We start from the raw sequence: 21,961 nt of genomic DNA, 5'->3' as shown, positions 1-21,961 counted from the left end.
ATGCGACCGCACGGCAGTCTCGGCGCCTTGACGCCAGCCGAGTTCGCAGCGTTAAAAAGACGGGAAACGCAACCGCCCGAGGAGGGCGAAAAAACCGGCGGACTCTACTTATGATTGGCGGGAAATTGGGGAGCAGGCCATTAACGATCACCTCGCGGTCGCGAAGAGTGAACATGCCGGGCAATCAATCGTGGTTCAGCTACAAGCCGACGAACCAGCGCAAGTCGCGACGACGATAGCCAGGTTGCTCGGAAATCCAGAAGTCGTGAAGCAGCTTGGCGACATGGAGTTCATCAACGGCGTCATTCGACTCAAGGAAATACGAACCGCCATCAAGGAACTCAGAAACCTTTTAGATTCGCGCGAAGGTGCAGAGAAGGTTTACCAAGATTGGTGCCGTAAGCATTCTTGGGCATTCGGTATTTCATATCAGAAAAGTGATCCTGTCAGGAGTATTTCTGCGGGAGACTCGGTAGACTTTCTCCTGCCGACCGTGACATCGGGTTATCGGGACGTTGTCGAACTCAAGAGGTCTGATTTCAAAGTCCTTCTCAACGACAGAGTCCACAAGAATTACTACTTCTCCGCCCCCGTTTCTGAAGCCTTGGGGCAGGTTGTCCGCTATTTGGACGTTTTCCAGCTAGAAGCTGGGGAAGGCGGCCTGCTTGATCATCCAGAAATCGTGGCCCATCATCCTCGTGCGACCATCGTAATTGGAAGATCATGCGATTGGAGAGCCGAGGAGCAGAAGGCTCTGCGTACTCTTAATTCTGCACTCGCTGGGATCACGATCATGACCTACGATCATTTGCTGGCCCAATGCGAGAGACTGTTGGCTGTTCTGTCCGCCCCGGATGACGACGACATCCCGTTCTGACTACACAGACGAAAACGTAGCCTCCTCGGGGAGACGACCGTCCGTCACTACGCGCGTACAGCAGACGCAAGTGCCCCAACTGTGTTCACGCCGCCCGCTTTTCTCCGACGAGTTGCTCCCGCACCCGCGCGCGCAGTCGTTATGCATCGATCCCGAGCGCGTCGCACACGCTGACGAAAGCAAACGGCAAACCGTCACCGCCGTCAGCGCATATCCAATCGATCGCCGAGGCGGCACGCTCCCGCACGCTTTGCGAAGCTGATTTGGACGGCCGCTGCGTGGCGCGCCCGGAGGGATTCGAACCCCCAACCCTCAGATCCGAAGTCTGATGCTCTATCCAGTTGAGCTACGGGCGCTTGGCTTGACGGACGCTCGAACTCGACGAGTCTAGGCATGCGTCCCCAGACGCGCAACCAACGCGGCTGCCCCAATCCCCGGCTCTTGACTCGCACCTCCACGCATTCAAGGATATGACTGACCGGTCAGTATATGAACAGAACAAGCACAAATTCGGCTGGAATCCCCAATGGACGACCGTTTCCCCCTCACGACGAGCAAGCCGCCAAGCGCGAACGTATTCTGGCTGCCGCGCTGAGGCTCTTCGCCCACGAACCGTACCAGGCAGTCACGATGGACCGCGTAGCGGAGGCCGCCGGGGTCGCCAAAGGGACGCTCTATCTCTACTTTCCGTCCAAGGACGCGCTCTACCTCGGCGTTTTGAGCGACGGGCTCGACACCGCATATCGCACCTATCAAAGCAGCGCCGATCCAGGGCTGCCGGTGGCCGAGAGGCTGCGGCGTTCGATCGAGGTGATGGTGGAGTTTTACGATCAGCGGCGCGATTTTCTTCAGTTCTTCGCCACCGTGGAACCGCGGCTGGCCGAGGCGCGCAACCGGATTATCGAGGCATCGCGCGAGCGCGGGTTCAATTTTTGCGCCTCGCTGATCGAAGAAGGAATCCGCACCGGCGCGTTCACGCGGATCGATCCGCGCCTGGCGACGTTTACGATCCAGGGCGCGATTCGATCGCTGCTGTTGTATTACGGCGCCAGCCGGCCGGTCTCTGAACTCAGCCGCGAGCTCGGCAACCTGATGCTCAGATCGCTCGGCGCAGACCCGTCGCAACACTTCAAGCCGGAGCATCCACAATGATTCGAACGATCGTCCGCCGCGCCATTCAGCTGGTAATCCTGGCCGGTGTTGTCTTCGGATTCTATTTATTCGGGCGCGCGTACTTGTGGCCGCCCGAGGATCGTTCGGCGATCGAGACCGTCGGCATGATCGAGGCGCCTGAGGTGAATGTCACCAGCCGAATCGCCGGCCGTATCAAGCAACTCGATCTGCTCGAGGGCGACCGGGTGAAGAAGGGACAGGTGGTATGCCTGATCGAGGATATCGATCTCAGAAATCAGCTCGCCAAGTCGAAGGCCGATCTCGCCCATGCGCAGGCCAACCTGGCGCAGGCGCGGCGCGACCTGGTGCGCGACGAAGCACTCGCGAAGGAACACGTGATCGCGGCCAAGGTTCGCGATGACGCCGTGACCAGCGTCGAGCAGGACGAGGCCGACGTGCTAAGCGCGCAGGCCAACGCGAAGTTCTACGCCGATCAATTGGTGGACACCGAGATAAAGTCGCCGGTCGATGGCGTGGTGGTCAGCAAGGCGCTCGAAGTCGGCGAATGGGTGACGCCGGGCGTGCCGATTCTGACCGTCGATGACCTCTCGACGATTTGGGCGCGGGTCGATGTCGAAGAGACCGACCTTGGTTCGCTGTACATCGGCAAGTCGGCGCAGGTCGAATTGCCAACGACACCGCCCCTGATTTTCAGCGGTCGAATCATGGCAATCGGCCAGGAAGGTCAGTTCGCAACCGAGCGCGATGTGCGGCGCGGGCGCCAGGATATTCGCACCTTCTACGTCAAGGTCCAGGTGTTGCAGGCCGAAGGCGAACTCAAACCCGGAATGACCGCGCAAGTCAGCTTTCCGAGAACCGATGGAACCAGAGTCACCAGCAATACAGACCAAAGACCTGACTAAGCGCTTCGGCGCTTTCACCGCGGTTGACAAGGTCAGCTTCGAGGTCCGCCGCGGCGAGGTGTTCGGGCTGCTCGGGCCCAACGGCGCCGGCAAGACGACGGTGGTGCGGATGCTGACCACGCTGCTGACGCCCAGCGGCGGGAGTGCAACCGTCGCGGGTTTCGATGTCGCGCGGTATCCGCGCCAGGTGCGCGAAAATATCGGCGTGATTCCGCAGGCGCTGACCTCGGATCTCGATCTCACCGGATGGGAGAACGTCGATATCTACGGCGAGTTCTTCGGTCTGTCGCGCCGCCAGCGCCGCGACCGCGGGCATCGGCTGCTCCGTCTGGTAGGGCTCAACGAGCGCGCCAACGATCTGGTCGCGACCTACTCGGGCGGAATGCGGCGGCGGCTCGAGATTGCGCGCGGGTTGATTCATTCGCCCGAAGTGCTGTTCCTCGACGAGCCGACCATCGGTCTTGACCCGCAAAGCCGGCGCGCGGTGTGGGACCTGCTCGAGACGCTGCGCAAGGAAAGCGAGATTACCATCTCGCTCACCACCCACTACATGGACGAAGCGGAGTCGCTGTGCGATCGGATCGCAATCGTCGATGCCGGCAAGATAATCGCGCTCGACACGCCGACCGGACTCAAATCGATGGTGCCGGGATCGGACCGGATCGATCTGGTGGTCGAAAAAGATCCAGACGCGATCGCCGAGATGCTCGGCCAGATGCCGTATCTGCGCGGGGTGAATCGCGATGGCGGCAACCGCCTGCAGCTTTCGACCGACGACGGCGCACACGCGATTCCGAAAGTTCTCGAGGCGGTCGATGGCGCCGGCGACCGGGTAACCTCGATCACCGTGCAGAAGCTCTCGCTCGAAGACGTCTTCATCCACTTCACCGGACGCACGCTCCGCGATGAGCCGGCCAAGAAGGTCAGCTTGTTGGTGGGAGCCGGAATGCCGCAGCACCGCTGAGGGGGATGGCGATGCTCGGGCTGAAGTTCCTCGCAGTCATGCGGCGCGATCTCAAGAAGCTGATGCGCAATCCGGTCACGCTGCTATCGGTCATCCTGATGCCGATCGTCTATCTGGTGATAATCGGCAATTCATTTCAGGGCCAGCTCAAGCATCTGCCGATTGTCGTCGTCGAACAGGATCACGGACTCTACGCGCGCCGAATCGTCGAACAGTTGCTCGCGCTGCAGGCGGGACCGAAGACCGTGGACATCACCTTCGAGAACGATCCGGGCTATGCGATCGGCCAAGTCCGCGACGGACTCTTCAAAGGCGTGGTGGTAATTCCGCCCGACTTCAGCCATGCGGTCGCCGAAGGCCGTATCGCGCAGATCGGACTGTTCACCGACAACGTCGACGAGATCAGCTCCGAAACGCTCGAAGCCGTGCTCGACCAGGCGGCCGCAACCGTGAAAGTTACCTTCGTCACCGCGCGCGAACCCAAACTCAACGACATCTCACTGCGGCCCAACTGGCTGTTCCCGTACGTGGATTACGATCGATCGCTCATCCCGGGCGTCATCGTAATGGCGATCTTCATGGGGTCGCTGATGTCGGGCGTATTCAACTGGGTGATGGATCAATTTCTGGGCGTGACGGAGGGCTATCTGGTGACTCCCCTTTCACGCTGGGACATCGCCGGCGGCATACTCGCCAGCGGCGTGGTCGTAACCAGCACCGCCGGTGTGCTGGTGTTGTTTTTGGGCCTGTTGATCACGCGCGGGCGAATCCTCGGCGGACCCGTAGCGCTGGCGATGCTGGTGGGAATAATCGTCATCAGCGCGACCGGACTGCTGGCGATGACGTTTGCGCTGCTGGGACGCGCGGGCCATCCGCGGCTGGTCGGGACGTTCGCGGGATTCCTGAACGTGATCCTGTTCTTTCCGAGCGGCGCGATCTATCCGATTGAAAGTTTTCCGCCCTGGCTGCGAGCCTTCGCGCACTACAATCCCGAGACCCATTCGGTGAGCGCAATTAAACAGATTTTGTTCAAGGGCGCGGACTTCACCGCCGTCAGCGGCGACATCGCGTTTCTGCTGGTCTTCATGGTCCTGATGCTGGTGATCGCCAGCATGTCCTTCAAACGCACGCTGTGATTTGCCGGCGGCTCCTCAGCGCGCGAGCGCTTCGCCGATCACGCGCCGAAGCTCGGCGATCGAAACCGGCTTGAGCAGCGAGACTTTCGCGCCGGCCGCCAGCGCCGCTTCGTGGAGTCCGGGCGTGTTGTGTCCCGACATCACGATGATCGGCGTGGCTGGCAACTTCGCGTGCACGCGGCGGACGATATCGACGCCGCTGTTATCGGGCAGGCTCAAGTCCGTGAGCACCAGGTCGGGCGATTCGGCGTCGATCATCTCAATTGCCTGGTTCGCGTCGAATGCGCCGACGCAGCGGTAGCCCAAGCGCTCGAGCAGCCGGATGTATGCGTCCACCAGGTCGCGTTCGTCGTCCACGATCAGAATTTTCGCTGGCGTAGCCATAGGCGTGGAAAAAACCGGTTAGCGGCCCGACTGATTGCTTCGCGCGGCCGGGGCTTGCGGCGGCGCCGGCGGCGGTTTATCTCGCGCGGGAGGGGGCAGCGCCAGGTCCCCGGCTGACGATTCGCCAATCGTCGGCAGCGTTATCGTGAAGGTGGCGCCTTTGCCCGCCACCGATTCAACCGCGATACTGCCGCCGTGTTCCTGCACGATCCGCTGGCTCAACCACAGGCCCAAGCCGGTCCCCTTGGGTTTGGTGGTGAAGAACGGCCGAAACATTTTCCCCAGCGCGTCGCTCTTGATTCCCGAGCCGTCGTCCGAGACCGACAACCGAAGATGACCGGCGCGCCCCGGAGCCGGCGCAGTCGCGATGCGGATCAGGCGCGCGCCCGCGTCGCGTGCATTCAGGATAAGGTTGATCAGCACCTGCTCCAGAGCCGTCGGCTCGGCCATCACCTCCGGCAGCGAGCGATCGAGGTTCGTTTCATATCGGAGCATGCTGCCCCTGGCTTCTCCCCCAACTATCAGCATCACCTCTTCGACCGCCACGTTCATGTCCATCGCATAACGCACGCCGGGGCGCTGACGCGCGACCGAAAGCATGCTGTGCGAGATGCGGCTGGCGCGTTCGATGTTTTTTTGCAGGACCAGCAGGTCGTCGCGGGCCTGGGCGCTGAGATCCTGGTCCGACACCAGCATCAGCTCGATTCGCGCCGCCATCACGGCCAACGGGTTGTTCAATTCGTGCGCGACTCCTGCCGCCACCGCCGCCAGCGCATCGACTGTTTCATTGCGGCGCGCCTCGTGCTCCATCGCACGGCGCTCGCTGATGTCCGTGACGAACGCGATCACCAGCTTGCCGCGACGCTGATGAACCACGTTGAGGCTGATCTCGGCGGGAAATTCGCTGCCGTCTTTTCGGCGCACCGCAAGCTCCATCCCGCGGCCCATCATGCGGGATTTTGGCGCCTTAAAGAATCCGTCGCGATGCGCCTCGTGGCGATAGTGGAAGCGTTGCGGCACCAGGACTTCTATCGGCTGACCGACGAGTTCCTCTTCGTCGTAACCAAACAGCGCCTGCCCGCGCGGATTCAACTGACAAATCATCCCGGTGCTATCCACCGAAACAATTCCCTCGACCGCAGATTCAAAGTAGCCGCGCGCGCGCACGAGCGCTTCCTCTTGCGCCGCAACCGAAATCCGAATCGTCCTCGTGTAGTGGGATGCGATTAGGAAGAGCAGCAGCGTGTTCACGCTCAGGCTGAGCATGTGCTGATGCGCCGGCATGACCGAAAGCACCCGATCGGAGACCGCTATCCAGATCAGTCCGGCGACCGCGTAGAAAAGTGCGATCCTTATCGGGCGGATACGGTCAATCGACAGAAGGTTCAATCCGCCACTGAGCGCCAGATTGTTCGAGGCGTCATTGCGAGCCATCAGACCGGTTACTGTAGCCCTCCGGCGCGCGTTAAGGTAGCGGGTCCTCCCCTGTCATATATTCACCTTCGATCCGTAACTGGCCACATCCGCGCCGTCTTCATCCAACGATCAATTCGCCAGGAATCGCCCGCGCACGACCGTCCGCGCTCGTGTCAGGTGCTGGTTGCGAGCCGGGGCGGATGGGACCGAGGCGGTCTCTCCTGCCGGTCCTGCTGCCGCGCGCTCGAGCCGGCTTCCTCGCGAATCGCGTTGGCAATTGGAGTGGTGATACACGCCACGCTGGATACCGTGCCGTCGCCGTCACGCAGCGGGAGAATCGTCATCGCGACCGCGATTTCGGCGCCGTCGCCGCGGACCTGAAGGGTTGGAAATCGCGGCACGACTTCCCCGCCGAACGCCCGCTCATGAAGCCGCCGGATTTCGTCGCGCCGCGCCGCCGGCAGCAGAATCTCGATGGTGCGGCCGACAATCTCGGTGTCTTCATATCCGTATATCTGACGCGCTGCCGCGTTGGTCGCCGTGATTATCCCGGCGGCGTCCACGCTGTGAATTCCCTCAGGAAGTGAATTGACGATCATCGCCATCAGTTCGTGAAAATCTTCGCGCCGCTTGCTCTCCATCGCCGCTGCGGCCGCGGCCACGAGCTCATCAAAGCCGTCGGGCTTGAGCAGATAGCGATACAAACCGTACTTGAACGCGCTCGCCACCACCTCTTCGCCGCCGTTGCCGGTCAGCATGATTACCCGGGTCCGCGGCCATCGCTCACGCACCCGCTGGAGGACCGACAGCCCGTCAATCCAACCCAGCCAATAGTCCGTGATCACGAGATCGCAGCCGTCGCACTTGAGGCGCTCATTGAACTGCAGCGGACCGTCGGCGGCCAATATCCGCGCGCTCGGGAACGCGCGCCGGAGCATGGCCTGGATCAGCATCCGATCCATCGGGTTGTCTTCTACGATCAACAAGTCCATTCGAAAAAAACCCTCGCGCCTGACATCGCGCTATTCCACTTCATAGCAGAGCAATCACTATGCCGACCTGAATGGACTTCGTGACCGTCGAGAATACGCACGAGATGGCTGGAAATTGAGAACGATTGAGATCGAAGGGCCGCGGGAAGTGCCCCATCGTCAATCGATTGTTCTGCAAGTGACGCAGATGCGTCCCACGATGAGACGCTTTCGAGCCTCCCCGACATCTATCCGAATTGTCCCCGACTTTACCGGATTTTCTCGCACGCCCCCAAAATTGCCTCGCCCGAGCCAGGATGATGCCCTCCGGGCAACTGCACGCGCTTTCTATCCAAGATAAATTTGCTTGAGATAATCCAAAGTCTTGTGGAACTGCTCGTGCCTGCCTGCGCCGATGCGCTCGATTTCCAGCCGCTCGAATTCCTCTAGCAGCCGCCGCTGGCTGTCGGCCGACAGCCGCGCGTCGGCCATCGGAAAAAGGACGTTGTTTTCCTTGAAGATGTGCGCATTCAAAAACGCGCTGTAGTCTCGCGCGCTCGCAATCACCACGGCCGCCGCCGCGCGATCGCCCGCGCGGTGCTTTTGCCACGCGCCAGCCATTTGCCGGATGAGGGCGCGGCCGTGCTCATGTTCGCTCAACATCACGCCGATCGGCCCGCCGGCCTTGGGGATGCCGGCCGCTTCGAGGGCGGGAAAGAGAAATTGCTCCTCCTTGCCATGGTGGCATTGGTCGGCGAAGACCTGGATGAACTCCAGCACCTGGCCGAAATGCTCCGGATTGATCTGCTCGCCGTTGGCAAGTTGCTGGCATAATTTCTCGAGAATCGAGAGGCCCAGCGTTATCGCTTCGTGCTCGTGGCGCAATTGCTCGGTCGCGGTCATGTGTGTTCTCCTTGTCCGGGCGATGTAGCTGGGGGTCGTCTCAACCGGAATTTTCTTGAATCCTGATTCAGATTCCCACCAACACCGGGCGGCTTGCAAACGCGCCCGCCTCCGGCGCATTTGCAAACTGCGTTTCCCGTTGGCAGCCTGAATCAGTTTCTAACGGAGGCGCGGCGCAACGTATGGGAAGGACGAAGACGAAGATTCGCTCAGTAGCCGCGGCGGTAATTTCCGCGCTGGCTGCCGCGACCTTCGCGACCTCCGCCGATGCGGCGGTCGGCTCGGTCAAAATTTTGGGCAATCATCCCGCCGAGGCAGCCGAGCTCGCGGGTCAGGGGTCGGTCGCTTCGGATCGTCAACTCGGCATGCAGCTTACGCTCGCGCTGCATAACCGCGCCGATCTCGATCGCCTGCTGGCCGCGCAGCAGGACCCTTCATCGCCCCAGTATCACCATTGGATCTCCACCGCGGAGTTCGATGCGCGGTTCGGACCGACCGGCGCCGACGTTGAAAAGGTATCGAGCTGGCTGGCGCAGAGCGGATTCACCGTTGATTCGGCCAGCACGCGAACCCGCACGATCAAGTTTCACGCTACCGCTGCCGTCGCGCAGAAAAAATTCGGGGTGAGCATCGCAGCCAGCCCGGATGGAAAATATTTCGCCAATCTCGAAGACCCCGCCCTGCCGGCGGACATCGCGCCACTCGTCGCCAACCTCCGCGGCCTCTCGAACATGCATGCCTCGCTTGCCGCGGTGAACACCTCGGAGCTCAAGCCCGCCAACGCGGACGCGTCGCCTGAGATCAAGTTTGGCAAGCTCAAGCGCTTCGGTCCCAACGATCTCTATACCTTTTATGACGAGACGCCCCTGCTGAACGATAGCGTCGATGGCGCCGGCGCCGACTGCATCGCGATACTGGAAGATTCGGACTTCGACTGGGGGTCCGTGGCGCAATTCAATACTCAATTTGGGCTGCCGTCCCTGTCACTTACCACTGTGTATGCCGACGGATCATCCCCGGGAGAGAATCCTTATAGTCCTGATTACATTGAAGCGGAGCTCGACGCCCAGTATGGTCACGCGGCGGCGCCCGGCGCGCCGATGATCGCCTACGTCGGAAACGGAATCGTCGCCGAGTCCGAAGGAAGCGACCCTATAATCGACGCGCTCTCGCGCGCGGTGTCTGACAATTCCTGCGGCGTCATCAGTATCAGTTTCAGCCTGTGCGGCGCCGAGGCATCGCTGTTCACCGGTACGATCGATCCGCTATTGGCCGAGGCCGCGTCGCATAACGTGGGCGTGTACGTCTCATCGGGCGATGTAGGCTCCCAGGCAATCGTCTTCTCCGCCCAGACCGGCGGATGCGTGTTTGCGAAAGAGCGCGGAGTCAATGAGCTCGCGGCCGATCCGCATGCTACCGGGGTCGGAGGGACCGCCTTCAGTCCCAAATACTCCAAGACCGGCGCCGACCGTGGCCACATCAAGGAACACGTCTGGAATGATCGCACGGGAGCCAGCGGCGGCGGCCAAAGCGCGATATTTCCCAAGCCGTCGTTCCAATCCAGCGTGATTCCCGCGGACTTGAATCGCGATGTCCCCGACATTTCGCTGGCGGCCAGTCCGCTCAAGCCCGGCTTTTCCATCTACCTCGACGGAATACTCGAATGCTGCATCGGTGGCACCAGCCTGAGCACTCCGTACTGGGCGGGAATCGGAGAGCTGGTCGCTCAGCAGGCTGGAGCTGCGCGAACCGGAAATATCAATACGAGACTCTACACTCTGGGTGCGCTCGCAAACCCCACAGTGTCGGGACTTCGCGACGTCACCAAGGGCTCAAACGGCTTCCACGGCGTGGCGGGATTCAAGGCAACCAAGGGTTACGACAAGGCGACTGGATGGGGCACGCCGGACATCGCGGTCCTGGTGCCGGCGCTGGCGGGCCCCTAATGCCGGGCGCCCGCGCGCCGCTTAGCATTTATCCGCCTTTTAACATTGGGTGCAGGGCTCACCCCCGGCCGTTGGCGACGGTAGCGCAGTATTAAGCCGTTGGCAGGGCCGCGCCCGCCAACGGCGGGCGGTCGTTGGCACGACGGGCCAGTATTAATTCGCAGGGCACAGCCCTGCTAGCGCATCTTCTTCTGAACCGCCGCCTTCTTGGCCTTCGGCGGACGCCCTCGGCGGCGCTTTTCGACTCCCGTCGCTTCGAGCTCGTCCTCGTCGGGGCCGAACGCGCTGTCAATTTGCACGTCGTCGTCGCCGGAGCGCGCCGGTTCGACGTGCTCTTCAGAGTCATCGGCGCTGCTCATTTCTTCGGGGCTGGACCATCGGACGGCGAACGGCTTGGCCAATCCACCTTGACCGCTGCGAGCTTCGGTGTTCGCTTCGTTCTGGCAATCGACGCAAAATTGCGCGAACGGGATCACCTGGAGCCGCGCCAACGGGATGTCATCGCCGCATCGCGCGCAGGTTCCATAGACTCCCGCTCCAAGCCTGGCGATTGCCGCGTCGATCGCGCTCAGGCGCTCCCGCGCGCGGTCGAACAGCGCCGCATGCGTATCGACTTCGGACAGCGATCTCGCCACGTCCATCTCATCGGCTGGCGGCTGCCCGCCATTGCGGGCCTGTTCACGCATCAATTCCTTCACCCGGGCCAGCGTTTCGGCGCGCTCTTTGGCGAGCAGGCGCTTGAGCGCGTCGATCCGCCGTCCGCCGGTGTTAACTGCGGCTTCCATCCTGGTCTTCTGCCTCTTGCGAGTCTTCGTAGGGCGGGTTTTATGTCGAGTCTTCATAGATGAGGACCGTTCGCGCGCATCGATCCGTCTTCTAATATGAGCATTGATCGTGCCTCGCGCCACCGTAGGAAAAACGGGCCGACTCAATAGTCTCGTTGAGCACCATTCGAGTCCAGTCGTTCCCTATACGGAAATTACTCCCGATTGGTTGCGTCACCGGGCGTTGCCGCTCCCGAAGGGCGGCATTCTAACCGGATCGGGCGCGGCGTGCGAGAGCCTCGGATACGATTGAACCCGCACCGCGGCGGGATCTCATTGCACAGTGGCAATAGCAGTGCTGCCTAATAATTGAGCAGCAACCCGCGCCGCCGTGATCGAAAAATCTCCAAATTCCCTACTGATTTTCATTTTAGCACGCTTAGAGGGACTGGCACAGGCCATGCTCCCTACTCAGCAATTCCGCTTCGGCTCAGAGGAGGTCCAATTAGCATGTACGCATCTGCTTCAGAACAGGTTCAGCACGGACCTTCGAATCACAACCGGGTTATCGACGAGTGCGCCGGACCAGATCCATGGCTGAGCGCACGCTTCGAGCCGGATTTTCTGGTGCCGGTTCAGTTTTTCGATCTGACCCGGCGCAGATCGACGCTCGACGGCGAGACGAGACTGGTTTTCGCGGTGCTGGAAGACGCGGTCCGATGCTACGTGAAGACGGTGAACTCGGCGCGGCGATGCGACCGCGAGCAATTCGCCGAGGTTCAGCGATGGTTCCATGCGGAGGCCGGAATCCACAGTCCGTTTTCCTTTGAATACGTATGCGACGTGCTGGGAATCGAGCCCACCTCATTGCGCGAACGGCTCGGGTTGCTGAGCGTCAACGATCTGCCGACCAAGCAGATGCGCTCGGTGGGCCGAAGGCAAGTGGTGCGCGCCGGGCGCTCATCGCGCAAACGATCGGCCGGCGGCGCTCCCGGTTCATATGCCCGAGGGGCAGGAATGAGAGAGTGCGCCGGCAGTTAAATAGCTGAAAAACTGAAAATGGATCGCCGCGTGATTTTTCTGCGCGCCGGGCGGTAGTGCGATTGCGATGCGCGGCGGCGATGTTGTGCGGCTGCGACGACGATGAGCGATCCGCCGGCAGAATTCGAATCCCGCATTTGACAAAATCATCTTAACCGGTTTCGAGATCGGTTGGCCGCGATTGCGCGACTTGGCCTGAACTCTTATTCAAAACACGCTATGCTGGTCGGGCAATCCTCGGCGATTGCGAATGGGCATGGCGAAGGAAATCGAACGGAAATTCCTGACTCATCAGCGCAAATGGAGCGATCTCGGGGCCGGCCTCGTCATTCGCCAGGGATACCTGTCCGCGTCGGCACAATGCTCGGTGCGCGTGCGCACGCACGGGGACCGCGGCTATTTGACGATCAAGGGAGCCACCTCGGGCATTACCCGCGACGAATACGAGTACGAGATTGCGCTTGGCGATGCGAACGAGATTCTGGGCACCTTGTGCGCGCATCCGCCAATCGAAAAGACGCGCTACCGAATCGTGTTCAAGGGCCATACCTGGGAGGTCGACGAATTCGCCGGCGCCAATCGCGGCCTGACGGTCGCCGAAGTCGAACTCAAGGATGCCGGGGAGCAAGTTGAACTTCCCGACTGGATCGACCGCGAAGTCAGCGGCGATCCGCGCTATTTCAATTCAAACCTGTCGATCAAGCCATTTTCCAGCTGGAAATGATGCGCCGGGCAAAACCCGTTGCAAGGAGTGTAACCAAGTGAAAGTCACTGACTTGATGACCCGCGACGTACGCGCGTGCACGATTCATGACTCGTTGAATGCGGCGGCTCGAATAATGTGGGATCACGATTGCGGATGCGCGCCAGTCGTCGATGGGCACGGCAGGCTCGCGGGAATAGTCACCGATCGCGACATCTGCATGGCCGCATACACGCAAGGTCTGCCGCTCGAGGCGATCCCTGTCGAGCACGTGATGTCGCCGCGGGTGATTTCATGTGCGCGCGGCGACGATCTCGAGACCGCGCATCGCCTGATGCGTATCCATGAGATTCACCGTCTCCCCGTGGCCGATTCCCGCGGCCGGTTAATCGGAATCCTGTCATTGAGCGATCTGGTGAACTACAGCAGCGGAGATAGCGCGGCGCCGTCGGAGGCAGTCGAAATCGCGGCGACCATTTCTGCGATTCGCCGCCGGCGCAAGCCGGCCGCGTTGGCCGCTTCCGTTTCACCCAATGGAGATGCGGCGCCGGCGCGCGAATCGACCAAGCCGCCGAAAAAGGCGCTCGCGCGCAGAAGGAAGCCGGCCGCCGATCCCCGCTAGGTGATCGTCGCCCGGGTCATTGCCACTTTTCCCGGCGCTGCGCATCAAGCCGGCGCTCTGGTAGACTGCAGCGATGGCTGAAGGGCAGCCGCGAATTACCACAGCAGGCACGCGTGCCGTCGCTGCATACGGACTGATGATCAGCGGCGTGGTGCTGCTGTATTTGTGGATTCGCTCATACGGCGACACGCTGGGCGCGCCGCTGGCAAGCGGGAGCGCGGTCTTCGGCTCGGCCGCGTCGCGTGCAAAGGGAGGCGACCTGCTGCACGTGCTGCTCGCGCTGGTGGTGGTAATCGCGACCGCGCGCGCGATGGGTTCGATCTTCCGCAGCGTTGGTCAGCCACAGGTGATCGGCGAAATTCTCGCCGGGATCGTGCTCGGTCCTTCGCTGCTCGGGCGCCTCGCGCCGGGCGCGGAAGGATATCTCTTCCCGGCTACGGTGGGGCCGTTTCTCAATATAATCGCGCAGGTCGGCGTCATCCTTTACATGTTCCTCGTCGGGCTCGAGCTCGATCCCGCGCTGCTTCGCAAACGCGGCCATACAACAGTTGCGATCTCCCACGCGAGCATCGTGGCGCCATTCCTGCTCGGCGCGACGATCGCGCTCTACCTTTATCCAAAGCTCTCGACCCGCGACGTGCCGTTCACCTGCTTCTCGCTGTTTCTAGGCGTTTCCATGTCGGTGACGGCGTTTCCGGTGCTGGCGAGAATATTGACCGATCGCAGGATTCACAAAACCCGCATGGGTGCGATCGCGCTGACCTGCGCCGCCGTGGACGACGTGACGGCGTGGTGCATGCTCGCCTTCGTGGTCAGCGTGGCGCGGGCTCAGGCGGCGGGCGCGGTGACGACAATCGCGATGGCGATCGGCTTTATTGCGCTGATGATCGTCGTGGTGCGGCCCACGATGGTCCGGCTGTCGCTGGTGTATGGAAATCGCGGGCGGCTGACGCAGGGCGTGATGGCGGTGATATTCATTGCGCTGCTGATCTCCGCCTCAGCCACCGAATTGATCGGTATCCACGCCGTGTTCGGCGCGTTCGCGCTCGGGGCCGTGATTCCGCACGACAGCGGGATGGCGCGCGAGCTGACCGACCGCCTCGAAGACATCGTCATCGTCCTGTTGCTGCCCGCATTTTTCGCCTACACGGGACTGCGCACGCAGATCGGGCTGGTCAGCGGATTCGAGCAATGGATGATGTGCGCGCTCATCGTGGTCGTCGCGTCGGCGGGCAAGTTCGGCGGCAGCGTCGCGGCGGCGCGCATCACCGGACTCAACTGGCGCGACTCGTCGGCGCTCGGCGTGCTGATGAACACGCGCGGCCTGATGGAACTGATCGTGCTCAATATCGGGCTGGAGATGAACGTCATCTCGCCGACCCTGTTCGCGATGCTGGTGATCATGGCCCTGCTCACCACCTTTGCGACCACGCCAATTCTGCACCTGATCACGCGCCATCAAATTCCGCAGCTTCAGCCGTTTCCCGAGCTCGGCACGTTTTCGCCCGAGCCGATGGTCGCGTCGCAAACTCCGATTCGCGCGCCGCATCCCGCGCCGCATCCTGCGCCGCGGCCGGCGCAGCCGCCCACGCGCCCGATACTGGCCGCAACGGAGCACCGCGCGATCCTGGTGCCGGTGTCGAACCCTGAAGGCGTGGCCGTTCTGGTCGAACTCGCGCTGGCGGCGACACCGGACGACGCCCCGCCGCCGCGCGTGCTCGCTCTGGTGAAAACTCCGCCGGGCGGAGTGCGATCGGGACTGCGCGAGGCCGACCAGCGCGTGCCGCCCCGCTCTCCCGCGCTGGCGGCGGCGCTGGATCTCGCGCTCGAGCGCGGCAGCATCATTACGCCGCAGGCAGTCTGGACCACCGATCCCGCGGCGGACATCATGGCATTCGCCAAAGAACCGCAAATCGGATGGCTGCTGCTGGGATCGCATCGCGCGGTCTTCGGTTCCGACTTCATGGGCGGCGTGGTCCGCGAAATTCTGGACAAGGCCCGCGAGCTGCCGGTTCACGTCGCGGTCGTGATTCACGGCGGCGAGCGGCCGCTGGACCGGGTGTTTGCGGTAGTGGATCGGGGAACCCACGGGCGCGCGGCGCTCGATCTCGCCTTGCGAGTGGCGCTGCGCAAGAAGTCCGGCTTGCACGCGGTGCTGGTGCCCGGGGATGGAACCGCGGAGGATACCGAACTGCTCGATCTGATTCGCGACGCCGGCCGCGCGCTTGGACGCCGGCTGCATACCGACGTGCTCAGCGCGCCGACCGCGGCTCAGCTCGCGCGTCAGACGCCCGGCGGCCTCGTCATCATCGCGACCAACCTGGCCGACAAGGTCGGACTCTCGCCCGAGGATCTCACCGACCCCAAGCGATGCGTCGTGGTGGTGCAGGGATCAGACAGCGCTCCCGTCCAGTTCGGCGCGCACGCCGCAGAGCATCATCAAACCGCCAAGCCGTAGGCGCCTGCCTCGACGCCGACCGCTTAACAGGCGGCGAGCATCGCCTTGAGCTGGCGGTCGGAGTTGAAGAGATCGCAGGCGAGCGCGCGGGCGCGCCGACTGTGAAGACTGTAGTCTCGGTCGATCTCAGCGACGGCGGCTTGGGCTTCGTCGTTGTCGCGGAACTTCAGGACCCCGCGCCCCGTCGGCACCGCATCGCCAAACCCGGTATCTTCTGCCACTACCGGGCGGCCCAGCGCCAGGTAGCAAACGCTGCGATCGCTGAACCATCCGGTGTTCAATTCGCGGAAGATCGGCTTGGGACACGAAATCTCGGCGCGCGAGGCGCGGATATAGCCGCGATAAGTCTCCGGCGTGCTGGCGACCTTGTGTGGATCGACGACGCGCCACCCGCCGTTGCGAAGCGCCTCGCGATCGTGCGACGGATCTTTGTCGCCGATGAACGCGGCGATCTCGAACGCGCGTCCGCTGTGCGCCGGAAGATCTACGTAGCGCAGGTAGGCCGCGCGTTTGGACACGCTTAGCACGCGCCCATGGTACAAAAGTTCTTCCCACGTCCATTGCGTGATCGAAGAGAATGGCGCCTCGGGCCCCGGGTCGGGCGCCGCTTCCCACATCGGAATGTACACGAACGGCAAAAACGGACGCCACCTCAGGCCCAGCGTCGGCACTTCGCAATCGGGATCGGACAGCTTGGCTCCCACGCTCAAATAAACATGATGGTCGCTGACTCCCATCTCGAACTGCGTCGCCGAAATCTGCAGATGCCCGGGGTCGACGTCGATCAGCACCCGACGAGCGAACTTCGCCAGCAGCGGCTGCCGGATCGAGCAGGCCATGTTCCATAACAAGTCCGCATCATCCGCTATATCGAGGATGGTGCGAAGCGGCGGTCCATAAACCTGCGCGCGACTGATGTCCTGCGTATCAAGATCCTCGAACACCAGGACCGCGGATTGCGCCGCCAGACCGTAAGCTGCGATGCGGGCGAAGAAGTCATTGGCGATCTCCCCGTCCCGCGCGGGATTGCCGCATGACTTCAGCAACTCGATCCAGAAAACATTATGACCCAGCGCGCGCAACCCAAGCGGATATTGCAGCATCCAGGACCAGACGCCCCCGCCGAGCGGATAATTCGCCACCGAACTATTGGCCAGAACAATTAACATTTGCCGCCAATATCGCCACGACTGAACCCGCTTCGCAACAGCTATTTCTTGACTGCCTCGACCTCGATTGAGCTCGCAGACCAGACAGCGCAGCCCTGGTTGGCAAATGCAGGGGTAACTCCTGCACCCAGTGTTAAGGCCGCCCGCCGTTGGCGGGCGCGGCTCCTGCCAACGGCTTAATACTGCGCTGCCGTCGCCACGGCCAGGGGTCACCCATGCCGCCCGCAGGCCGATTAGTAAACCTTGAATCGTGCGGGCAAACGTATTAGGACCAGACATAGCTATGGATAATCTTGAAACTTTTCGCAAAGACACGCGCGCATGGCTGGAGGCGAATTGCCCGCCCGAGATGCGACGCCCGGTGCAGGGCGAAGAAGACGCTTGCTGGGGCGGCAGGCATCCGGTTTTCCAATCCGACGCGCAGCGCTTGTGGCTCGAGCGCATGGCGGCCAAGGGTTGGACGGTGCCGGAGTGGCCGCGCGAGTACGGCGGCGGCGGACTCTCGCGCGACGAGGCCAAAATTCTGCACCAGGAAATGCGCGCGCTTAACTGTCGCACGCCGCTGACCAGCTTCGGCATCTCGATGCTCGGGCCGGCGCTGTTCAAATATGGCTCCGAAGAGCAGAAGCGCGAGCATCTGCCCAAGATTGTCCGAGGCGAGATTCGATGGTGCCAGGGCTATTCCGAGCCCGGTGCAGGTTCCGACTTGGCGTCGCTGCAAGCCCGCGCGGAAGACAAGGGCGACCAGTTCCTCATCAACGGCTCGAAGATCTGGACTACCTACGCAAACAAGGCGGATTGGATTTTCTGCCTGGTGCGCACGGACCCCAACGCGCCCAAGCACGAAGGCATCAGCTTTTTGCTGTTCGACATGGAAAGCCCCGGGATATCGACCAAGCCGATCGTTCTGATCTCCGGCTTCTCACCGTTTTGCGAGACTTTTTTCGACGACGTGCTCGTGCCCAAGGCGAACCTCGTCGGCAAACTCAACAAGGGATGGGATGTCGCGAAGTACCTGCTGACTCATGAGCGCGACATGATCGGCGGCATGGGCAGCACCGGAGATAACCGCTCGCTCGGACAGATTGCGGGCGAGACGCTTGGCACCGACCACGGCATGCTCGCGGACACCGTGCTACGCGGGCAGATCGCGGCCTACGAGATCGACGCGCTCTCCTTCCGCCTCACGATGGAGCGCGTCGGCGACATGGCCAAGGTGGGCCAGGCTCATCCCGCGGTATCGTCGTTGCTGAAGTACTACGGCACCGAACTCAACAAGCGGCGGATGGAATTGGTGATGTCGGCGGGCGGCCTGGACGCGCTGGAATGGGAAGGCGAGCGCTCGCATGAAGGCCGCACCGCGCGCGCGTGGCTGCGTTCCAAGGGCAATTCGATCGAGGGCGGGACCAGCGAGATTCAGCTCAACATCATCGCCAAACGAATACTGGGCTTGCCGGGTGCCTAGAGGGCCGGCGAATCACCGCACTGGGCCGCTACCGCATCGATCGCTATAGGGTGTGATCACATGGCGTTAGTTCTCAACGACGAACAAACGATGCTGCGCGACAATGCGCGCGGCTTCCTCGGCAAAAATGCGCCTATCGCCCATCTGCGCGCGCTGCGCGACAAACGCGACGCCGACGGATTCTCGCGCGCGCTTTGGAAGGACTTTGTCGAGATGGGGTGGGCGGGAATTCTCGTCCCTCAAGAGTACGGCGGCCTGGGACTTGGACACGTCGAGGCCGGCGTGGTGATGGAAGAGCTGGGTCGCACGCTCACGCCCTCGCCGTTTCTTTCGACCGCGATTCTGGCCGCAACCGCGATCGCTCGAGCCGGCACCGACCAGCAGAAAAAAAATTACCTGGCGCAAATCGTTGCCGGCGATCTGATCGCCACGCTGGCCGTCGATGAAACCGCAAAGCATCATCCGGAAAAAACCGCGATGACCGCCACTCGTGCCGGCAACAGCTTCAAGCTGGGCGGCGCCAAGACTTTCGTGATCGACGGGCACGTCGCGAATCTCCTGATCGCGGTCGCTCGCACCGCGGGCAAGCCGGGCGATACCAACGGACTCACCCTGTTCCTGGTTGACGCGAGCGCCAAGGGAATTCGCGCCGAGCGCACCCCGACCGTAGATACGCACAATGCTGCGCGGCTCACGTTCGAGGACGTAAATGTCAGCGCCGACAACGTGCTGGGCAAGATCGACGCGGGTTGGGATGTGCTCGAGGGAGTGCTGAACGCAGGCCGCGCCGCGGTGGCGGCGGAGATGGTCGGCGCAGGCGAGGAAGCGTTCAGCCGGACGGTCGCCTATCTGCGGGAACGCAAACAATTCGGCCGGCCGATCGGCGAATTTCAAGCGTTGCAGCATCGCGCCGCTCACCTCTACTGCGAACTTGAAGTCACCCGCTCGGCGGTGCTGAAGGCGCTGCAGACGCTCGACGATTCTTTTGAGCGCGCCGGTGCAATCGTGTCGGTGGCAAAGGCCCGCGCCGGGCTCAGCGCGACGCTCGCCGTGAATGAAGCCGTCCAGATGCATGGCGGTATCGGGATGACCGACGAATTCGACATCGGCTTGTTCATGAAGCGGGTCCGCGTAGGCCAGGAACTGTTCGGCGATGCGAACTTTCACGCCGATCGGCTGGCTCGGCTCAACCGCTACTGACACACGCGAAATCCTGCACTCGTTTCTGCCGCGGGTGATGAAGCGCCGACGTGCGGCGACTCTTCATTATCCACCCTGCTTCGGCATTCGCTTAGGTCGTCTCTGTTCCAAATCGCTCGAGCTTTTCTGACTATCGCGACGTTCCCCGATTCTGAGGCACGACAGTTGCTCCTTCTCCACCTGCGAAGACATTGAGCCGCTAACTGAGGAGTATTGGATTCAGAATGGGACGCCACGAGACCGATATAGCCGAGGATGAGATCAGCCGGCGTGAGGCCGCCGAGCGCGAGCTCGAGGCTGTTCGCGGCGAACTGGCCGCGCAAGTTGCCGCTCGACACGAAATACAGGTTCGCCTCGAACAGGAAATTGCGCAGCGCGATCGGATTATTGCCGAGGGCGAGCTGGCTGCGGCCAAGTTGCGCGAGAGCGAGACAGGGCTGCGCCAACTTTTCGATCAGAATCCCGATTCGATGGCGATTCTCGATCTCGAAACCGGCAGATACATCGATATCAACGACGAGTACACCCGCAGTACCGGCTTCTGCCGCGAAGACGTCGTCGGCAAACGCTCACGCGAATTCTTTCCATTCGTGAACGCTGAAGAGGGTCTTCGTTACGCCGAAGAGCTCAAACGAGTCGGCGTGCTCAGGAACATGGAGGCCACCTTTCGCCGCAAGGACGGCAGCAGCTACCACGGCGTGATCTCCGGGGTCAGCTTCAAGCTGCGCGGACATCTGTGCTTGGTCTCGACCAACCGCGATATCAGCGTGCTCAAGAAAACCCAGGATGAGCTGGTCGCCGCGCGCGAAGCCGCGCTCGAAGCCTCGCGGGCCAAGGACCGCATCATAGCCGAGGGCGAGCTGACCGCGGTTAACTTGCGCGAGAGCGAGGCGGCGCTGCGCCAAGTGTTCGATCAGAACCTCGATTCCATGTCGATTATCGATCTCGAAACCGGCAGATACATCGACATCAACGAGGAGTACACCCGAAATACCGGCTTCTGCCGCGACGATATCGTCGGCAAACGTTCGCGCGAATTCAAGTCAATGGCGATCCCCGAAGAGAACGAGCGCCTGAGCGCCGAGCTCAAACGAGCCGGCCTGGTCAGGAACATGGAGGCAACCTTCCGCCGCAAGGACGGCAGCACCTACCACGGCCTGATCTCCGCGATCAATCTCAAGCTGCGCGGACATCTGTGCTGCATCACGATCACTCGCGATATCGGCGTGCTCAAGGAAACACAACGTCAGCTAATCGCGGCGCGCGAAGCCGCACTCGAAGCTTCGCGGGCCAAGTCTGACTTCCTTTCGAGCATGTCGCACGAGATCCGCACGCCGATGAACGCAGTGCTCGGGATGGCCGACATGCTGTGGGAAAGCGACTTGACCGAAGAGCAGCGCCGCTACCTGGACATCATGCGCAGGAACGGGGTCACCCTGCTCGACCTGATCAATGAGATCCTCGACCTCGCCAAAGTCGAAAGCGGCCAGCTCATCCTTGAGGAAGTCGACTTCGACATCCGCGACCTGATCGACTCGATGATCGAGACGATGGGGCTGCGGGCGCACGAGAAGCATCTCGAACTCGCCGGCCAGGTGGCGCCCGACGTGCCGCACAACCTGGTTGGCGATCCGCTGCGCCTGCGCCAGGTGATGGTTAATTTGCTCAGCAACGCGGTTAAATTCACCGACCACGGCGAGATCGTGCTCAGGGTCGAGATGGCCCGCCCGGATACCGGCTCGGGTACCACCTCGATTCGGTTCTCGGTGGCGGACACCGGGGTCGGGATCGCGCACGACAAGACCGATAGCATCTTTGACGCCTTCACCCAGGCCGACTCCTCGACGACGCGAAAGTATGGCGGAACCGGGCTGGGGCTCACGATCGTCAAGCGTCTGGTCGAGAT

General features: G+C 62.0%; 19 protein-coding genes and 1 tRNA gene. 13 read left to right on the top strand and 7 right to left on the bottom strand.

Going from position 1 to position 21,961, the window contains the following annotated elements; all coding sequences use genetic code 11:
* Nucleotides 1–190: 190 nt before the first annotated feature.
* On the top strand, nt 191–877 hold the full coding sequence (locus tag VIO10_RS14885; RefSeq protein ID WP_331965939.1) for a Shedu anti-phage system protein SduA domain-containing protein: 687 nt from the start codon (nt 191–193) through the stop codon (nt 875–877).
* 279 nt (nt 878–1,156) lie between these two features.
* On the opposite strand, the gene VIO10_RS14880 is transcribed toward VIO10_RS14885, so the two are convergent.
* Nucleotides 1,157–1,233: transfer RNA gene (locus VIO10_RS14880), tRNA-Arg, on the bottom strand.
* A gap of 133 nt (nt 1,234–1,366) precedes the next feature.
* Between VIO10_RS14880 and VIO10_RS14875 the strand changes: the two genes are divergently transcribed.
* The 4 genes from VIO10_RS14875 to VIO10_RS14860 are packed head-to-tail and all read left to right on the top strand — an operon-like array spanning nt 1,367 to nt 5,013.
* A complete protein-coding gene (locus VIO10_RS14875; RefSeq protein ID WP_331965936.1) occupies nt 1,367–2,029 on the top strand; it encodes a TetR/AcrR family transcriptional regulator in 663 nt (220 codons plus the stop codon).
* Nucleotides 2,026–2,913, top strand: coding sequence for an efflux RND transporter periplasmic adaptor subunit (locus VIO10_RS14870; RefSeq protein WP_331965933.1), 888 nt, complete (start codon nt 2,026–2,028; stop codon nt 2,911–2,913). The genes VIO10_RS14875 and VIO10_RS14870 overlap by 4 nt, the downstream gene beginning before the upstream one ends.
* Nucleotides 2,870–3,877 (top strand): ATP-binding cassette domain-containing protein, encoded by a 1,008-nt coding sequence (locus tag VIO10_RS14865; RefSeq protein ID WP_331965929.1) that lies wholly within the window; start codon nt 2,870–2,872, stop codon nt 3,875–3,877. The genes VIO10_RS14870 and VIO10_RS14865 overlap by 44 nt, the downstream gene beginning before the upstream one ends.
* A gap of 11 nt (nt 3,878–3,888) precedes the next feature.
* Nucleotides 3,889–5,013: an ABC transporter permease gene (locus VIO10_RS14860; protein ID WP_331965926.1), complete on the top strand. Its 1,125-nt coding sequence runs from the start codon at nt 3,889–3,891 to the stop codon at nt 5,011–5,013.
* Between the two features lie 15 nt (nt 5,014–5,028).
* Here VIO10_RS14860 and VIO10_RS14855 read toward each other — a convergent pair whose 3' ends face one another.
* The 4 genes from VIO10_RS14855 to VIO10_RS14840 form a co-directional block, all read right to left on the bottom strand.
* The gene (locus VIO10_RS14855; protein ID WP_331965923.1) at nt 5,029–5,397 is read right to left on the bottom strand and encodes a response regulator; all 369 of its coding nucleotides are present in this window, start codon (nt 5,395–5,397) and stop codon (nt 5,029–5,031) included.
* Between the two features lie 18 nt (nt 5,398–5,415).
* Nucleotides 5,416–6,831 (bottom strand): two-component system sensor histidine kinase NtrB, encoded by a 1,416-nt coding sequence (locus VIO10_RS14850; RefSeq protein ID WP_331965920.1) that lies wholly within the window; start codon nt 6,829–6,831, stop codon nt 5,416–5,418.
* A gap of 155 nt (nt 6,832–6,986) precedes the next feature.
* Nucleotides 6,987–7,805: a PAS domain-containing response regulator gene (locus VIO10_RS14845; protein ID WP_331965917.1), complete on the bottom strand. Its 819-nt coding sequence runs from the start codon at nt 7,803–7,805 to the stop codon at nt 6,987–6,989.
* A gap of 327 nt (nt 7,806–8,132) precedes the next feature.
* Nucleotides 8,133–8,687, bottom strand: coding sequence for a hemerythrin domain-containing protein (locus VIO10_RS14840; protein ID WP_331965912.1), 555 nt, complete (start codon nt 8,685–8,687; stop codon nt 8,133–8,135).
* A gap of 182 nt (nt 8,688–8,869) precedes the next feature.
* On the opposite strand from VIO10_RS14840, the gene VIO10_RS14835 reads away from it, so the two are divergent.
* Nucleotides 8,870–10,633, top strand: coding sequence for a S53 family serine peptidase (locus VIO10_RS14835; protein WP_331965909.1), 1,764 nt, complete (start codon nt 8,870–8,872; stop codon nt 10,631–10,633).
* Nucleotides 10,634–10,809: 176 nt separating this feature from the next.
* Here VIO10_RS14835 and VIO10_RS14830 read toward each other — a convergent pair whose 3' ends face one another.
* On the bottom strand, nt 10,810–11,418 hold the full coding sequence (locus VIO10_RS14830; RefSeq protein ID WP_331965906.1) for a TraR/DksA family transcriptional regulator: 609 nt from the start codon (nt 11,416–11,418) through the stop codon (nt 10,810–10,812).
* A gap of 489 nt (nt 11,419–11,907) precedes the next feature.
* Between VIO10_RS14830 and VIO10_RS14825 the strand changes: the two genes are divergently transcribed.
* From VIO10_RS14825 to VIO10_RS14810, 4 genes are all read left to right on the top strand, one after another.
* Entirely contained in the window at nt 11,908–12,438 is a 531-nt protein-coding gene (locus VIO10_RS14825; protein WP_331965903.1) for a hypothetical protein, read from the top strand.
* 256 nt (nt 12,439–12,694) lie between these two features.
* Entirely contained in the window at nt 12,695–13,162 is a 468-nt protein-coding gene (locus VIO10_RS14820; RefSeq protein ID WP_331965899.1) for a CYTH domain-containing protein, read from the top strand.
* Between the two features lie 37 nt (nt 13,163–13,199).
* Nucleotides 13,200–13,763, top strand: coding sequence for a CBS domain-containing protein (locus tag VIO10_RS14815; protein ID WP_331965896.1), 564 nt, complete (start codon nt 13,200–13,202; stop codon nt 13,761–13,763).
* Between the two features lie 73 nt (nt 13,764–13,836).
* Nucleotides 13,837–16,221 (top strand): cation:proton antiporter, encoded by a 2,385-nt coding sequence (locus VIO10_RS14810; RefSeq protein ID WP_331965893.1) that lies wholly within the window; start codon nt 13,837–13,839, stop codon nt 16,219–16,221.
* Nucleotides 16,222–16,244: 23 nt separating this feature from the next.
* On the opposite strand, the gene VIO10_RS14805 is transcribed toward VIO10_RS14810, so the two are convergent.
* On the bottom strand, nt 16,245–17,390 hold the full coding sequence (locus VIO10_RS14805) for a hypothetical protein (RefSeq protein ID WP_331965889.1): 1,146 nt from the start codon (nt 17,388–17,390) through the stop codon (nt 16,245–16,247).
* A 283-nt stretch (nt 17,391–17,673) separates the two neighbouring features.
* Between VIO10_RS14805 and VIO10_RS14800 the strand changes: the two genes are divergently transcribed.
* From VIO10_RS14800 to VIO10_RS14790, 3 genes are all read left to right on the top strand, one after another.
* On the top strand, nt 17,674–18,855 hold the full coding sequence (locus tag VIO10_RS14800; RefSeq protein WP_331965886.1) for an acyl-CoA dehydrogenase family protein: 1,182 nt from the start codon (nt 17,674–17,676) through the stop codon (nt 18,853–18,855).
* A gap of 60 nt (nt 18,856–18,915) precedes the next feature.
* Complete coding sequence (locus tag VIO10_RS14795) at nt 18,916–20,055, top strand: acyl-CoA dehydrogenase family protein (RefSeq protein ID WP_331965883.1); 1,140 nt, start codon at nt 18,916–18,918, stop codon at nt 20,053–20,055.
* A 224-nt stretch (nt 20,056–20,279) separates the two neighbouring features.
* On the top strand, nt 20,280–21,961 hold a 1,682-nt coding region (locus VIO10_RS14790), incomplete at its 3' end, for a PAS domain S-box protein (protein WP_331965880.1).

Origin of the sequence: Candidatus Binatus sp. (assembly GCF_036567905.1) — a bacterium.
Classification (GTDB): Bacteria; Desulfobacterota; Binatia; order Binatales; family Binataceae; genus Binatus.
This window is presented reverse-complemented; position numbering and strand designations above follow the sequence as displayed.